Source organism: Salinicoccus kekensis (assembly GCF_900220995.1).
Lineage (GTDB): Bacteria > Bacillota > Bacilli > Staphylococcales > Salinicoccaceae > Lacicoccus > Lacicoccus kekensis.
Genome location: NZ_OBQF01000004.1, coordinates 228,666 through 244,166, shown reverse-complemented (window position 1 = coordinate 244,166; position 15,501 = coordinate 228,666). Strand labels below are relative to the sequence as shown.

The window sequence follows — 15,501 nt, the reverse complement described above, 5'->3', positions numbered from 1 at the left end:
CATGAAATATAAACGCAGTGAGCGTCTGGTGTTCATGACGCAGTATTTAGCCACACACCCAAACCGCCTCATTCCGCTGACATTTTTTGTAGATCAATTCAACCAGGCAAAATCTTCAATCAGTGAGGATATCCGGATCATCAAGCATGTGTTTGAAGAGGACGGCATCGGCACGATCAGGACGACTGCAGGCGCCGGGGGCGGCATCACATTCCATCCGGAGATCAGCAGGACGCGTGCAGCGGACATCGTCACAGGCTTCAAGGAAGTCCTGGAGAAAAGCGACCGGCTGCTGCCGGGCGGATACCTGTACATGTCGGACATCATGGGCAATCCGTCGCTGATGGATTCCATAGGCGAGCTGATCGCGACGATGTATAAGAATGAACAGATCGATGCGGTCGTGACCATCGCGACAAAAGGCATTTCGCTTGCGAATGCAGTGGCAAGGAAGCTGAATGCGCCGGTTGCGATCATCCGCAAGGACAATAAAGTGACCGAAGGCTCCACCGTATCAGTGAACTATGTATCAGGTTCGACACGCAAGATAGAGACGATGGTGCTCTCCAAACGCACATTGCAGGAAGGCTCAAGCGTCCTTGTCGTGGATGACTTCCTGCGTGCCGGCGGCTCCATTTCAGGTGTGATGAATTTGATGGAGGAATTCAATGCGCAGGTCGTCGGCGTCAGCGTGCTGGTGGAGGCGAAGGAAGTGGCAAACAGAAGGTTCAGGGACTATACATCACTGCTCAAAGTTTCCGAAATCGATGAGTATAACCAGTCCTTTGTAGTAGAAGAAGGCAACTGTTTGGAGTATATTGATAATAATAACTAAAAGGAGTGTTATGAATGCAACCGATCAATGCAGATAAAGCCCCGGAAGCTCTGGGGCCGTACAGTCACGGCGTGAAGACCGGCAACCTCTTCTTCTCATCAGGCCAGATTCCCCTGACGAAGGAAGGCGAGATCATTTCAGACGATGTCAAGGAGCAGACCGACCAGGTGATGAAGAACGTCGGTTACGTGCTTGAAGCGGCAGGTTTGAGTTTTGGGGACGTCGTCAAGACGACGATCTTCATCGCCGACATGAATGACTTCCCGCACATCAATGAGGTTTACGGATCTTACTTTCAGGGTAAATTACCAGCAAGGTCATGTGTGGAAGTCAGTCGTCTACCTAAGGATGTTCAGGTGGAAATCGAAGTTGTTGCATCGATAGAATGATACATTAGGCAATAACTGAATTGATCATTATTGGACTGCAGCAGTAACACATTTGATCCAACAATATCAACGTATTGGGGGAACGGATATGCAAATTACAGATGTTAGGCTGCGTAAAGTTAATAATCAAGATACAAGAATGAAGGCATTGGTTTCAATCACTTTTGATGATGCGTTCGTCATCCATGATTTAAGGGTGATCGAAGGTAATAACGGACTTTTCGTAGCCATGCCGAGCAAGCGGACGCCGGACGGTGAATTCAGGGACATTGCCCATCCGATCCATTCGGATATGAGGCAGCATGTGCAGGAAGAAATCATGCGGGTCTATGATGAAACCGAAGATGTGGCGGAGACGCCTAGAGCAGATGAAGACGGCAGTACCGGAGAAGAAGCAGAAGAGGAAACGGAAGAAGAATCCATCGCCGTTGACGAAGACGATGATAATGATGAAGAACAGAACGTTTAAAATTCCAAAATGAGCATGAAATCTGGATTCAGGTTTTATGCTCATTTTTTATTTGCTTTGCAGAAAATAGTTTGTTAATTTTGTTACAAACTCTTAACGTTCGTCTTGAAAGTCCTTATAGAGTAAAATATAATTGATATATCGATTAATTGGAGGGTGATTATGCAAACACGAGCGATAATCTTGGCGGCCGGCAAGGGAACACGCATGAAGTCGAGGAAGGCGAAGGTCTTACATGAATTATGTGGTTTACCAATGATCCAGCATGTGATCAATAACGTTAAAGAGGCCGGATTTGATGAAGTACATACAATCATCGGGCCTGACAGCCGGGAAATCGGCGAATATCTGGGTGACAGTGTCGAGAAGACGGTACAGGATGAGCAGCTCGGTACAGCGCATGCAGTGGGTCAGCTGAGTGATGCGCTTGCAGGTAAAGAAGGGCATACTCTGGTCATATACGGGGATACACCCCTGATCTCTCCGCTGACGATCAAAAACCTGCTTGAATTCCACAAACAGAGGAAATCACTCGCCACCATACTGTCCGCCGAAGCGGAAGTGCCGACGGGCTACGGCAGGGTCGTCAGAAATTATGATGGCTCTGTGAAGAGGATCGTGGAGGAAAAGGATGCCACTTCAGAGGTCAGGGAACTTCATGAAATCAATACAGGCACCTTCATCTTTGATAATAAGACACTGTTCAAGGCACTGGATAAAGTCACCAATGATAATGCCCAGAAGGAATATCATCTGCCGGAGGTCATCAGCATAATGTTTTCGGAGCATAAGCTGATAGACGCCTATGAAACGGCGGATTTCAACGAAACGATGGGGATCCACGACCGGGTCGCCCTCGCAAAGGCGGAGGCCATCCTCCGTGAGCAGATCAACACCCGCCATATGCAGAACGGGGTCTCCTTTACAGACCCGAAATCAACTTATGTCGATGCTACAGTGAAGATCGGTATGGACACCCTGATTTATCCGGGAGTCGTATTGAGCGGTGATACCGTGATCGGGGAGAATGTCACGATCACTTCCTCTTCCCATATCACGGATTCCCATATAGAAGATGACGCAGTGATCAAGCAGTCCGTCGTATCCGATGCAAAAGTGGGTAAAGGGACGACTGTCGGCCCATTTGCCCAGCTCAGACCGGGTGCGGAGCTCGGAAAGAATGTCAAAATTGGTAATTTTGTTGAAGTGAAAAAGTCGCAGCTTGAAGATGAATCCAAAGTATCCCATCTGAGTTATATCGGGGACGCCCGCATAGGCGAGCGCACCAACATAGGATGTGGTACAATCACGGTGAATTATGATGGCAAGAACAAGTTCAGGACGGAAATCGGCAAGGATGCTTTCATAGGCTGCAACGCCAACCTGGTCGCCCCTGTCAAAATCGGGGACCGTTCGTTCATCGCAGCCGGCTCGACGGTAACAGACGAAGTGCCGGACGACAGTCTGGCAATCGCAAGGAACAGGCAGACAACAAAAGAAGGCTATTATAAAAACTCAAAATAATGGAGGCAAATCATGTCATCTACAAACGTAACCAATTCCAAATTAAGGCTCTTTTCACTAAACAGCAACGAACCGCTTGCAGAAGAAATTTCGCGCCATATCGGCATTCCGCTCGGAGCCTGCGAAGTCAACCACTTCTCGGATGAGGAAGTTTCAATCAGCATCGAGGAAAGTGTGCGCGGCTGTGATACATTTGTCATCCAGTCGACTTCCCAGCCCGTAAATGAACATCTTATGGAGCTTTTGATCATGGTGGATGCATTGAAGCGTGCATCAGCCAAGACGATCAATCTGGTGATGCCTTATTACGGTTATGCGAGACAGGACCGTAAAAGCCGCTCCCGTGAACCGATCACGGCCAAACTTGTTGCGAATTTACTGGAAACTGCAGGTGCGGACAGGGTCATCTCACTGGATCTTCATGCACCGCAGATCCAGGGCTTCTTCGACATCCCGATCGATCACCTGATGGGTGTGCCGCTTTTGAGCGATTATTTCTCGGAAAAGGAAGACCTGAATTTTGATGATGTGGTTGTCGTGTCCCCGGACCACGGCGGAGTCACCCGCGCCCGTAAGATGGCGGACCGTCTGAAAACGCCGATTGCCATCATTGATAAGCGCCGGCCGAGACCGAATGTCGCCGAAGTGATGAACATCGTCGGTGATATCGAAGGTAAGACAGCAATCATCATCGATGACATCATAGACACCGGCGGGACGATCAAGCTCGCTGCACAGGCTCTTGTGGACAAAGGTGCAAAAGAGGTTTATGCATGCTGTACACACCCTGTCTTATCCGGTCCGGCTATAGAAAGAATTGAAAGCTCCATTATAAAAGAACTTGTGGTGACGAATTCCATACAGCTTGCCGAGGAGAAGAAAATAGGCAAAATCACTGAACTTTCAGTGGGTGCACTGATTGCCCAGGCCATCGTCAGAGTATATAAAGAGGAATCTGTCAGCACTTTATTCGATAATTAAAAGTTTTTTTTACAAACAGGCGGGTAATATGTTATTATTGTTTGTGCTATGTGTTAAATTGGACATAATACATTGTCTGTTATATGAAAGGTGGAATTATTACCATGGCAAAATTAGCCTCGGCAAATAGAGAAGCAAAAACTCGTTCATCCGTTAAACAACTGCGCAACAGCGGTCAAGTACCGGCAGTCGTATACGGATATCAAGTTGAAAACACTTCAGTTGCAGTTGATGAAGTTGAATTCATCAAAGTCATCCGTGAAGTGGGACGTAACGGTGTAATCGATCTGGACTTGAACGGTGAACCGACAAAAGTGATGGTTTATGACTATCAGTTCGATTCACTTAAAAACCAGATCACCCACATCGACTTTGTGGCGATCAACATGAAGACGGAAGTCACTGTTGACGTTACAATCGAAATCACAGGTGAAGCGGTGGGCGTCGATGAAGGCGGCATCGTGGAACAGCCGATCTTCGAAGTTGAAGTTACGGCGACACCGGATAACATTCCGGAAACACTGGTAGTGGACGTGAGCGACCTTGGTATCGGCGACACACTTTATGTATCCGATATTAAGACGACGGGCAACTTCACGATTGAAAACGAAGATGATGAAGCACTCGTGACGGTTGTACCTCCACAAAAAGAGGAAGAGCTTGACGACGAAGAATCAGAGGAATCTGCAGAGGAATCAGCAGAAGAGGCTGAGGAAGAATCTTCACAGGAGTAATACATCAAATGACAGGCGGTGGGCGACCATCGCCTTTTTTAACGTTGTATGAGGTGATGAGATGAGATGTATAATTGGGCTTGGAAATCCAGGGAAGAAATATGAACTGACGCGTCATAACATTGGTTTCATGGTGGTCGATAAAATCGCTTCGGACTTGAATATCGAAGTCACCAATCGTAAATTCAAATGTGACTACGGCATCGGTGTACATGACGGTCATAAGGTCATGCTGGTCAAACCCCAGACTTTTATGAATTTGTCAGGTGAGGGCGTCCGCCCGCTGCTGGACTATTACAACATAGAAATGGAAAAAGTCATCGTCCTTTACGATGATCTGGACCTGCCGCTCGGCAGGCTGCGCTTAAGGCAGAAAGGGACCGGAGGCGGGCATAACGGGATGAAATCACTGAATCAGCATCTCGCCACCGAAAAATATAAACGGATCCGCATCGGGATCGACCGTCCGGCTGAGGGTACGACGGTCGTGAAGTATGTGCTCAGCAAATTTTCAAAGGCGGAACAGCCCATCCTCGAAAAAGTTGTCGACAGGGCGAGTGAAGCATCCATCAAGTTCATCACTGAACCTTTCGAGGAAGTCATGACGGAATTTAATGGTGATGTCGATGGATAAGCAAATTTTAAAGCGCATACGGAATGATGAAAGGTTCCTCGAGGTCGCAAAGCACGATAAAAAAGAAAACCTCCTTGTCACCGGTGTGAATGAAGATTTCAAGGCCACTCTGCTGTATCAGCTTTACGAAATGAATAAAAGGCCTTACGTCATTTTCGTCCAGAACAACCACCAGATGGAAAAGCTGGCGGCAGTGCTGATGGATCTCATGGAAGACAATGTCTATACATTCCCGGTCGGCGATATCATGATCGAAAACCATTCGAAACAGAGTCCCGAATTCATCAAGTCAAGGATGGCAGCAGCCTATGCTCTGGCACACAATGTGCCGGGGCTGTTTCTCGTGCCGGTACATGCGCTGATGAAACCCCTCATGCCGAAGGAAAAGCTTCTGACATATCAAAGGACTTTCAAAAATTCGGATATCGTGGATTACGAAGAGTTGTTGGAATATCTGGTCAGCATCGGCTATAAGCGTTTATCGAAAGCCCAGAACTCAGGCGAGTTTGCGGTCCGCGGGGACATCATCGACATATTCACACCGGAGGCGCTGTACCGCATGGAGCTTTTCGGTGATGAAGTCGATTCTTTGCGCATCATCGATCCGGAGACTCAGCGCTCGATCAAAAACATAGATGCATTCACCCTGGAGCCGTATGCAGAGTACGTTCTGGATGCAGGAGACAGGGAGCAGCTCCTTGCCAAAATCCGTGAATTATATGAACAGGACACGGATTATCTGGATGAGGCGGGGAAGGAAGCTTTGACGGAGCATTTCGAAGAAGTGACGCACCCGGACCTCGCTTTCGAGCATCTGACACGGTATGCACATCTACTGCATGAATCCGGGAACTCGATCATCGATTATATAGAGGAAGACCACCATGTGATGGTCGACGAAGTGACGAACATCACCTCAGCGTATGAAGCGGAGCTTTCGGCGGTCAGTGAGTTCTACAGTTCTATGGTTGAAGCCGGCAAAGTGTTCAAGGGCGGCGGCAACTACCTCGAAGGACAGCTTGACCGGCTGCTGTCGATGAAAGGCAGCACATATTTCACCCTGTTCACCAAGAGCATGCCGGTTGAAATCGGGAAGATCGTCAAGATATCGGTGCGTCCGACTGAAATCTACTACGGACAGTATGATATCCTTGCCTCAAACCTCAACAGGATGCTGCAGGACGACTATCTGGTCAACATCATCCTGAGGAATGAAGAGGAACTTTTAAAGACGAAGCAGCTGCTGGACGATCTGAAGATTACAAGCTACATTCATGAAATACCGGTCGACTCGGGCATCGTCCTCACCCTGGGCGAAATGCCTAAGGGTTTCATCCTCCCATTCATGCAGGTGGCCGTGCTGACTTCAAAGGAACTTTACAATAAAACCATCAAAAAGAAGAAGCGGCGGCAGAAGCTCACCAATGCCGAGAAAATCAAGTCCTACCAGGACTTGAATGTCGGGGATTACGTCGTTCATGTGCACCACGGCGTCGGGCGCTACCTCGGCATAGAGACGATGGAAGTCGGCGGCATCCACAACGACTATATGAAGCTGCAGTATAAAGGGACGGACCAGCTTTACATCCCTGTGGATCAGATGGACCTCGTGCAGAAATATGTATCGAATGAAGACAATGCACCGAAGATGCATAAACTCGGCGGCACGGAATGGAAGAAGACGAAGGCCAAAGTCGAAGCGAGCGTCAATGAAATCGCCGACGAGCTCATGAAGCTCTACCAGGAGCGTGCAGAGGCAAGAGGCTACAAATATTCGCCGGACACCGACATGCAGCAGGCGTTCGAGGAGCGTTTCCCTTATGAGCCGACACCTGACCAGGTCGCTTCTGTGAATGAAATCAAAAATGATATGGAAGACATCAAGCCGATGGACCGTCTGCTCTGCGGGGATGTGGGCTACGGCAAGACGGAAGTCGCCATCCGTGCAGCCTTCAAGGCCGTCCAGGACGGCAAACAGGTGGCATTCCTCGTGCCGACGACCATACTTGCAGCCCAGCACTTCGAAAGCCTCATCGAGAGGATCGAGGATTATCCGGTGAATGTGGCGATGATGAGCCGCTTCAGGACCGCCGCACAGAACAAGAAGACGCGGGAAGGCCTGAAGGAAGGGATGATCGACATCGTCGTCGGCACCCATAAGATATTGAGCAAGGATGTCGAGTTCAAGGACCTCGGCCTCCTGATCGTCGATGAGGAGCAGCGTTTCGGGGTGAGGCACAAGGAGCGCATCAAACAGCTGAAGACGAATGTGGATGTGCTCACCCTCACTGCCACGCCGATCCCGCGCACACTGCATATGAGCTTATCCGGGGTGAGGGATTTGTCGGTGATCGAGACGCCGCCTGAGAACCGCTTCCCCGTACAGACTTACGTACTTGAATACAACGGCAACTTCGTCCGTGAAGCGATCGAAAGAGAGCTTGCACGGGACGGACAGGTGTTTTATCTCCATAACCGGGTGGATACGATCTACCAGAAGAAGGCCCATGTGGAATCCCTCGTGCCCGATGCGAACGTCGGCGTCATGCATGCGAAGATGACCGAAAAAGAGATTGAGGAGACGATGCTCGACTTCGTCAACAATGAGTTCGACGTCCTTGTCACGACGACGATCATAGAGACGGGTGTGGATGTACCGAATGCGAACACCCTGATCATCGAGGATGCCGACCGCTTCGGCCTCAGCCAGCTCTATCAGCTGCGGGGCCGGGTCGGACGGAGCAACCGGATCAGTTACGCCTACCTCTTCCATCAGCCGAATAAAGTGCTCACCGAAGTGGCGGAAAAACGGCTTGAAGCCATCAAGGAATACACCGAACTCGGCAGCGGCTTCAAGATCGCGATGCGGGACCTCAACATCCGCGGTGCGGGGAATCTGCTCGGCAAACATCAGTCGGGCTTCATCGACTCCGTCGGATATGAACTCTATTCCGAAATGCTTGAATCCGCCGTCAGGGAGAAGCGGGGGATCGAAGAAGAGGAGAAGCCGCTCAACATACCGATCGACATCACGCTCGATGCCTATATACCCGGCACCTACATCACCCATGAACAGTCGAAGATCGATATTTATAAACGTCTCCGGGCGGCAAGTTCGATCGATACGGTCATGGACATCGAAGACGAGCTGATCGACCGGTTCGGCACTTTCCCGGAGGAAGTCAACAATCTCCTGCAGCTTGTGCGGGTGAAAGTCTACGCCCTGATGTACGGCATCTACCAGGTCAAGGAAGACGGCGGCAAGATCCATCTCCACGTTTCCAAACAGGCTACGGCACAGATCGACGGTGAAAAATTGTTCATGGACACCCGCGACTACGGGCGCATCATCCAGGTCGGGGTGCAGGACGGTGAACTCAAGATCACGGTTGCCACAAAAGATATCAAAAAGCTCGTCAATATATTGGAAGATATACAGGACAGCAGGATGGAGGTTGCATGATGAATACAATCAATATCATCGGGCTCGGCAGTTCGGACATCGACAGCATGCCGCTCGGCATATGGAGGGAAATCAAGTCTTCCCGCAATCTTTATCTGCGGACGGAGGACCATCCGGTCACCGCGACCTTGAAGGAGGAAGGGCTCAAATGGCAGTCCTTTGATGACATTTATGAAAGCAGCGGCACTTTCGAGGAGACATATGAAGAAATCTGCAACCGCCTCATCCGGGCGGTGCAGTCATCGGATGTGGATTATGTCGTGCCTGGGCATCCTTTATTTTATGAAACGACGACGGAGCTCCTGCTGGCACGCGCGGCAGAAGATGGTTTCCGAGTCGACATCAAGGGCGGCGGCAGCCTCATAGATGCGGTCATCACCGCAGCGGGTGTGCCCGTCAATGACGGTTTCCAGCTGCTTGATGCGACAGCGCTTGAACTCCGGGACCTCTCGCACAGGAAGCATACGATCATCACGCAGGTGTATGACCAGTTCAGCCTGAGTGATGTCAAACTGACTCTGCTCGATTACTACCCGCCGGAGATGGATGTCAAAATCATCATCGCTGCAGGCGGCAGTGATGAGATGGTGTATGAGGTGCCGCTCCATGAGATCGATCATCTCCAGGTCGCGAGCAACCTGATGGCGCTCTTCATCCCTGCATCATCACTCGAGGCGCAGGATGTGAAGTCGGTCCACCATATGATGGGCATCTTTGATACGCTTGTCGGTGAGGATGGCTGCCCGTGGGATAAGAAGCAGACGCACGAATCGCTGCAAAAGTACCTGCTGGAAGAGGCATATGAAGTGATCGAGGCGATCGAGCGCGGAGATGATGAGGACATCATCGAAGAGCTTGGTGACATACTGCTCCAGGTCGCACTGCATTCCGCCATCGGCAGCAAGAGGGGACACTTTGATTTCATGGATGTCCTCGCCGGGATGACGGAAAAAGTCATCAGGCGCCATCCCCATGTGTTCTCGGATGCGGTCGTTGAAGATATGGAGGACTTGAACGAAGTCTGGCAGGAGGCCAAGAAGGCAGAAGGCAAGAAAGATAAGGTCAAATATGAAAAAGAATACGGGGAGAAGGTCCTCAGGTGGATGAAAGAGACGATCCACAATCAGAAGACCTTGTCCGAGCAGGTGGAAGAAAAGGAGGATACCGAATGAGACTGGATAAATTCCTTAAGGTGTCGCGCGTCATCAAGAGGCGGACACTCGCAAAAGAAGTGAGCGACGAAGGCCGCGTGAAGATCAACGGCCACACGGCCAAGGCGGGTACGGTGCTGAATGTCGGCGATATCGTCGAAATCAGGTTCGGCAATAAGATTGTGACGCTTGAAGTGCTGATGCTTGAGTCCCATGCAAGAAAAGAAGAAGCGGAAAGAATGTATAAGATCATCAGCGAGGAAAGAATTGAAAAAGAAGAAAAAGACGGGGAAATCAATGAGTTTCTGTAGAATTTAATCTGAAAATAGTGTATTTTAAAAGTGAGAGCTGATGATGAGGAATGGACGTGGTGCTGTGAACAATAAAGTTGTGAAATTACTAAACAGCTACACCCGGAAAAAGGAATCCGAGAAAAAGGTGCTGACGGGTGAGCAGCGTGTCAGCAGGAGAAGAACGGTGCTGGTCAGCAGTCTCATGCTGGTCGTCGCAGGCATCCTTCTGGTCATGGCCCTGCATCAACACAATCAAAATTCATTTTTAAAAGAAGAAGTGGTCTCGAACGAAGAGATCCTGGAGAATAAAATCACGGAAGCCCGGGATCTGGAACAGCAGATCAAGCAATTGAACGACGATAATTACATCATGCGCATTGCGCGCAGTGAATTCTTCCTGTCCGAGGAAGGGGAGATCATATTCAACCTCTCGGATGGCAATGATGACGAAAGTGTTACAACCGAAGATGGAAAGGGAGAATAATCATTACATATGTAATGATTATTTTTCGTTTTTATAGTATCATATATAGAGATAACAGTAATTGGGAGGATATCATATAAACATGTCATTAGAAGTGGGCAGTAAAATCACAGGGAAAGTAACAGGTATCAAACATTTCGGGGCGTTCGTTGAATTGCCGGAAAGAAAGAACGGCTTGGTGCATATCAGTGAAGTGGCCGATCAGTATGTAGAAGATATCAATGATCATTTGAGTGTCGGCCAGGAGGTGGAGGTCAAAGTACTGTCCATCGGTGATGACGGTAAAATCAGCCTTTCCATAAAAAAGGCGAAAGAGAACAAACCTAAGCCAAGACCCCGCAAAGAAGCGTCACCAAAAGATTTTGAGGAGAAACTTTCTTCTTTCCTTAAAGACAGTGAAGATCGACTTTCCACGATCAAGAGACAAGCAGAATCTCGTCGGGGCGGCGGGGGTCGCAGATAAAAAATCAAGGCGATTACTAGTAATCGCCTTATTTTATTTTTGTATATAAGTTGGAGATTAAAATGACCGAAGATATCGATAAATTGATGCAGATGTCGTGGGCGCCGTCCGATACGATTGCTCTTGCGCTCTCCGGAGGCATCGATTCCATGATCTTGTACCATATTCTCACGGATCGGGATGACACCTACCGGAAGCTTGTACTGCTGCATGTCAATCACGGGATGAGGCCGGAATCGGCGGACGAAGAAAACTACATAAGGCGCCTCGCTTCCCGGAACGGACATACAGTGGAAGTGGCGCACCTTTCAATGGCTGGGGATTTTTCCCAGGCGAAGGCAAGAACCCTGCGTTACCGTTTTTTTAAGGAACAGTGCAAGAGGCACGATGCAGCGGTCCTCCTCACGGCCCATCATCTGGATGATCATCATGAAACCATCCTCCACCAGCTGCTGACGGGCAGGCACCTCAATGATACGCTCGGTATCAAAGCGGCCGGCACCGTCGACGGACTTCCGGTCGCAAGGCCTCTCTCGGCCGTCTCGAGGCAAATGATAAAGCGATATCAGAATAAACACCATATCCATTACTTCGAAGATGAGACGAATGCAGAAGATGGTTATACAAGGAACTATATACGCCATCACATCATGCCGGCCATCAGGACGCATGAACATCTTCACGAAACAAGCCTCGGCCGGGCTGCAGAAGATATGGATGAACTGAAAGGACTTGCACGGCTCAGGGCATCGGAATTCATAAGTCACAACAAAGGTGGGGACCTCGAAAGAGATGCGTTGAATGGTGAGCCGCACATCATCAAAGTGTTCATCATACAGCAGTGGCTCAGCCTACATGGGATCCATGCCGGACGGAAATTCATCGAAGAGCTCCTCGCCGTCAGTCAAGGTGATGCCTCCCAGAGTGATCTCCATATCGGGGGTAAAACCGTCAAATTGAGATACGGCAGGCTGTTCATTGATGATGACAGCGTAAAACATGTAAGATTAATGGATGAAGATCTTTTGATCACAGGCAACGGGACTCACCATTATAACGGGTACCGGATAGATGTGGACCTCCCCCGGGAGCTCCTGCCGCTCGCTGTACGTCCGAGGATGGATGGCGATGTGATGAGGCTGCCGAATGTGGGTCGGAAGAAGCTGTCGAGGATTTTCATCGACAATAAAGTTCCGCGTGAGGAACGGGGGAAAACCCCTGTAATCGTCGATAAGCGCAATGAAATCATTGCACTGGGAACGATCTATAATATAATTGAACCACAAGAAAATTATAATGGATTAAATATATCAAAGGAGAAAGCGCATGAGCCTGAGGAATGATATCAGTGAAATAGTTTTATCGGAAGAAGATATTGAACGGATCGTGACCCATCTGGGTGAGACGATCACAAAAGACTATGAAGGAAAGACCCCGATCATGGTCGGGCTGCTTAAAGGATCCGTCCTTTTCATGGGAGATCTGATCAAGAAGATCGATGCACACCTGGAAATAGATTTCATGGACGTATCAAGCTATTTGGGTACAAAATCGACGGGGGAAGTCCAGATATTAAAAGACCTTTCGGGGTCGGTCGACGGCAGGCATGTTCTGATCGTCGAGGACATCATCGAGACGGGGACGACGCTGAACTCGATCATCGACCTCATCAAGTACCGTAATGCCGCATCGATTGAAATCGTCACCCTGCTGGATAAACCCGTGAACAGGAAGCTGCACGTCGACGTCAAGTACATAGGGACGGAAATTCCTGATGGTTTCGTCGTCGGATACGGATTGGATTTCGATGAGAAATACCGGAACCTGCCTTATATCGGACTGCTTAAACCTGAGTTTTATTCATAAACCATATAAGTGGAATTACTTGAAGATATTATGATATTATTTTTTTTAGTGTATTAGAAATGGAGGATTACGAATGCCGAAGAATACAGGTCGTAATATGATACTAATCCTTGTATTAGTAGTCATTATGTTTGGTATTTTCTCACAATTTAATGGTACTGGCGGTCTTGAAGAAGAACTTCAGTACAGTGAATTTTTAGAACAGCTTGAAGCCGGCAACGTTGAAGAATTACTGATCCAGCCGGACAGGAATGTTTATTTGATCGAGGGGCGCCTCAGCACGCAGGAAGAACAGGAATCATTTACATCCGTCATCCCCTACAACAGTGTGGATGACCTCGACAGCATATTGGATTCGGCACGGGCCCAGGACGGCCTGAACTTTGCGGTGGAGCCGGCTGAGCAGCAGAGTCCGTGGACGACCATGCTGTTTACATTCATACCACTGCTCCTCATACTCTTCCTCTTCCTGTTCCTGATGAGTCAGGCCCAGGGCGGCGGCGGAGGCGGTGGCAAGATGATGAACTTCGGCAAATCCAAGGCGAAGCTCTATGACCAGAATAAGAAGAAGGTCCGTTTTGACGACGTCGCCGGTGCAGATGAAGAGAAACAGGAACTGATCGAAGTCGTCGACTTCCTGAAGGATCACCGACGCTTCGACAGGATCGGCGCACGTATTCCAAAAGGTGTACTTTTAGTGGGACCTCCGGGTACCGGTAAGACATTGATCGCAAGGGCAGTCGCCGGCGAAGCGGGCGTACCGTTCTTCTCAATCAGTGGTTCGGACTTCGTTGAGATGTTCGTCGGTGTCGGTGCATCCCGTGTGCGTGATTTATTCGAGAACGCGAAGAAGAACGCACCATGCATCATCTTCATAGATGAGATCGATGCAGTCGGACGCCAGCGTGGCGCCGGTGTGGGCGGCGGCCATGATGAGCGTGAGCAGACATTGAACCAGCTGCTTGTTGAAATGGATGGTTTTGGTGAAAACGAAGGCATCATCATGATTGCAGCGACGAACAGACCGGATATCCTCGACCCGGCGCTTCTGCGCCCGGGACGTTTCGACAGACAGATCCAGGTCGGCCGTCCGGATGTCAAAGGCCGTGAAGCGGTGCTCAAAGTGCATTCGCGCAACAAGCCTCTTGACGACACCGTCGACTTGAAGGCAATCGCACAGCGTACGCCGGGCTTCACAGGTGCGGACCTTGAGAACCTGCTGAATGAAGCGGCACTTGTCGCTGCAAGGCAGAACAAGACGAAGATCGACATGCGTGACGTCGATGAAGCGACCGACCGTGTCATTGCCGGTCCGGCCAAGAAGAGCAAGATAATTTCCGAGAAGGAAAGGAAAATCGTGGCATTCCACGAAGCAGGACACACGATCATCGGCATGGTGCTGGATGATGCGGACATGGTCCATAAAGTAACGATCGTTCCGCGCGGCCAGGCAGGCGGATATGCCGTCATGCTTCCGCGTGAGGACCGCTACTTCATGACGAAGCCGGAACTTGAAGATAAGATCGTCGGATTACTAGGCGGACGGGTATCTGAAGAGATCAACTTCGGCGAAGTATCCACCGGTGCCCATAACGACTTCCAGCGCTCAACAGGGATTGCGCGCAGCATGGTTACGGAATACGGTATGAGTGATAAGCTCGGACCCCTTCAATTCGGTGAAACGAACGGACAGGTGTTCCTTGGTAAAAGCATGCAGGGCGAGCCGAACTACTCGGATAAGATCGCCTATGAAATCGATCAGGAGATGCAGAATATCGTCAAGACACAGTATGAACGCTGCCGTCAGATCCTGACCGATCATAAGGAACAGCTCGTATTGATTGCGGAGACGCTGCTTGAAATCGAGACGCTCGACCGTGAACAGATCGAAGGTTTGTTCTACGACGGTAAACTGCCTGAGAGAACGTTTGAGGACCACACGGCAGATGATGCCGAACTCGAGGAGTCCGAAGAGGACAAGATCGGCAAGTCATATGAAGAAGTTAAAAAAGAAGCAGAAGATAAAGAACGCAGCTCTGGTCCTTCATCCGAAGACTCCGGCCGCAGTCTGGAAGAACGTCCGGACATGGTCGGTGAATCTGAAAACCGTGAAGATAACGTACGTCTTGATGAACAGAAGAGACGTGCAGAAGAGTGGGAAGACGATAACAGGAAGAATTAATCAATTACAGCCAAAGTCGCCGGAAGGCGACTT

General features: G+C 49.6%; 15 protein-coding genes. All 15 read left to right on the top strand.

The annotated features are described in order from the left end of the window. The first annotated feature begins 1 nt into the window (after position 1). The 15 genes from purR to ftsH all read left to right on the top strand — a co-directional run bounded on the left by purR (position 2) and on the right by ftsH (position 15,468). Positions 2-835, top strand: a complete 834-nt coding sequence (gene purR / locus CRN96_RS09485; protein WP_097041510.1) for a pur operon repressor — start codon at positions 2-4, stop codon at positions 833-835. A gap of 14 nt (positions 836-849) precedes the next feature. Next, complete coding sequence (locus CRN96_RS09480) at positions 850-1,224, top strand: RidA family protein (protein WP_097041508.1); 375 nt, start codon at positions 850-852, stop codon at positions 1,222-1,224. 88 nt (positions 1,225-1,312) lie between these two features. Next, entirely contained in the window at positions 1,313-1,693 is a 381-nt protein-coding gene (gene spoVG / locus CRN96_RS09475) for a septation regulator SpoVG (RefSeq protein WP_097041506.1), read from the top strand. A 162-nt stretch (positions 1,694-1,855) separates the two neighbouring features. Next, positions 1,856-3,217, top strand: a complete 1,362-nt coding sequence (gene glmU, locus CRN96_RS09470) for a bifunctional UDP-N-acetylglucosamine diphosphorylase/glucosamine-1-phosphate N-acetyltransferase GlmU (protein WP_097041503.1) — start codon at positions 1,856-1,858, stop codon at positions 3,215-3,217. 12 nt (positions 3,218-3,229) lie between these two features. Continuing rightward, the gene (locus tag CRN96_RS09465; RefSeq protein WP_097041500.1) at positions 3,230-4,198 is read left to right on the top strand and encodes a ribose-phosphate diphosphokinase; all 969 of its coding nucleotides are present in this window, start codon (positions 3,230-3,232) and stop codon (positions 4,196-4,198) included. Positions 4,199-4,302: 104 nt separating this feature from the next. Next, positions 4,303-4,932 carry a 50S ribosomal protein L25/general stress protein Ctc gene (locus CRN96_RS09460; protein WP_097041498.1) on the top strand — a complete coding sequence of 210 codons (630 nt, stop codon included), beginning with the start codon at positions 4,303-4,305 and terminating at the stop codon, positions 4,930-4,932. A gap of 61 nt (positions 4,933-4,993) precedes the next feature. Further along, the gene (gene pth / locus CRN96_RS09455) at positions 4,994-5,566 is read left to right on the top strand and encodes an aminoacyl-tRNA hydrolase (protein WP_097041496.1); all 573 of its coding nucleotides are present in this window, start codon (positions 4,994-4,996) and stop codon (positions 5,564-5,566) included. Beyond that, positions 5,559-9,029: a transcription-repair coupling factor gene (mfd, locus tag CRN96_RS09450; RefSeq protein WP_097041494.1), complete on the top strand. Its 3,471-nt coding sequence runs from the start codon at positions 5,559-5,561 to the stop codon at positions 9,027-9,029. The genes pth and mfd overlap by 8 nt, the downstream gene beginning before the upstream one ends. Continuing rightward, a complete protein-coding gene (locus tag CRN96_RS09445) occupies positions 9,029-10,201 on the top strand; it encodes a MazG nucleotide pyrophosphohydrolase domain-containing protein (RefSeq protein ID WP_097041492.1) in 1,173 nt (390 codons plus the stop codon). The genes mfd and CRN96_RS09445 overlap by 1 nt, the downstream gene beginning before the upstream one ends. Next, positions 10,198-10,491 (top strand): RNA-binding S4 domain-containing protein, encoded by a 294-nt coding sequence (locus CRN96_RS09440; RefSeq protein ID WP_097041491.1) that lies wholly within the window; start codon positions 10,198-10,200, stop codon positions 10,489-10,491. Before CRN96_RS09445 ends, CRN96_RS09440 begins: the two co-directional genes overlap by 4 nt. Positions 10,492-10,570: 79 nt before the next feature. Then, positions 10,571-10,957: an FtsB family cell division protein gene (locus CRN96_RS09435; protein WP_245844607.1), complete on the top strand. Its 387-nt coding sequence runs from the start codon at positions 10,571-10,573 to the stop codon at positions 10,955-10,957. Positions 10,958-11,039: 82 nt separating this feature from the next. Continuing rightward, positions 11,040-11,420, top strand: coding sequence for a S1 domain-containing RNA-binding protein (locus CRN96_RS09430; protein ID WP_097041489.1), 381 nt, complete (start codon positions 11,040-11,042; stop codon positions 11,418-11,420). 62 nt (positions 11,421-11,482) lie between these two features. Continuing rightward, complete coding sequence (gene tilS, locus CRN96_RS09425) at positions 11,483-12,763, top strand: tRNA lysidine(34) synthetase TilS (RefSeq protein ID WP_097041488.1); 1,281 nt, start codon at positions 11,483-11,485, stop codon at positions 12,761-12,763. Then, entirely contained in the window at positions 12,753-13,286 is a 534-nt protein-coding gene (gene hpt / locus CRN96_RS09420; RefSeq protein ID WP_097041583.1) for a hypoxanthine phosphoribosyltransferase, read from the top strand. Before tilS ends, hpt begins: the two co-directional genes overlap by 11 nt. A 73-nt stretch (positions 13,287-13,359) precedes the next feature. Next, positions 13,360-15,468 (top strand): ATP-dependent zinc metalloprotease FtsH, encoded by a 2,109-nt coding sequence (gene ftsH / locus CRN96_RS09415; protein ID WP_097041486.1) that lies wholly within the window; start codon positions 13,360-13,362, stop codon positions 15,466-15,468. Positions 15,469-15,501 lie beyond the last annotated feature (33 nt).

Coding starts and splice junctions, on each gene's coding strand:
- CRN96_RS09480 (WP_097041508.1), top strand. CDS start 850: ATGCAACCGATCAATGCAGATAAAGCCCCGGAAGCTCTGGGGCCGTAC.
- pth (WP_097041496.1), top strand. CDS start 4,994: ATGAGATGTATAATTGGGCTTGGAAATCCAGGGAAGAAATATGAACTG.
- ftsH (WP_097041486.1), top strand. CDS start 13,360: ATGCCGAAGAATACAGGTCGTAATATGATACTAATCCTTGTATTAGTA.
- CRN96_RS09465 (WP_097041500.1), top strand. CDS start 3,230: ATGTCATCTACAAACGTAACCAATTCCAAATTAAGGCTCTTTTCACTA.
- CRN96_RS09445 (WP_097041492.1), top strand. CDS start 9,029: ATGAATACAATCAATATCATCGGGCTCGGCAGTTCGGACATCGACAGC.
- CRN96_RS09430 (WP_097041489.1), top strand. CDS start 11,040: ATGTCATTAGAAGTGGGCAGTAAAATCACAGGGAAAGTAACAGGTATC.
- mfd (WP_097041494.1), top strand. CDS start 5,559: ATGGATAAGCAAATTTTAAAGCGCATACGGAATGATGAAAGGTTCCTC.
- CRN96_RS09440 (WP_097041491.1), top strand. CDS start 10,198: ATGAGACTGGATAAATTCCTTAAGGTGTCGCGCGTCATCAAGAGGCGG.
- purR (WP_097041510.1), top strand. CDS start 2: ATGAAATATAAACGCAGTGAGCGTCTGGTGTTCATGACGCAGTATTTA.
- CRN96_RS09460 (WP_097041498.1), top strand. CDS start 4,303: ATGGCAAAATTAGCCTCGGCAAATAGAGAAGCAAAAACTCGTTCATCC.
- glmU (WP_097041503.1), top strand. CDS start 1,856: ATGCAAACACGAGCGATAATCTTGGCGGCCGGCAAGGGAACACGCATG.
- spoVG (WP_097041506.1), top strand. CDS start 1,313: ATGCAAATTACAGATGTTAGGCTGCGTAAAGTTAATAATCAAGATACA.
- tilS (WP_097041488.1), top strand. CDS start 11,483: ATGACCGAAGATATCGATAAATTGATGCAGATGTCGTGGGCGCCGTCC.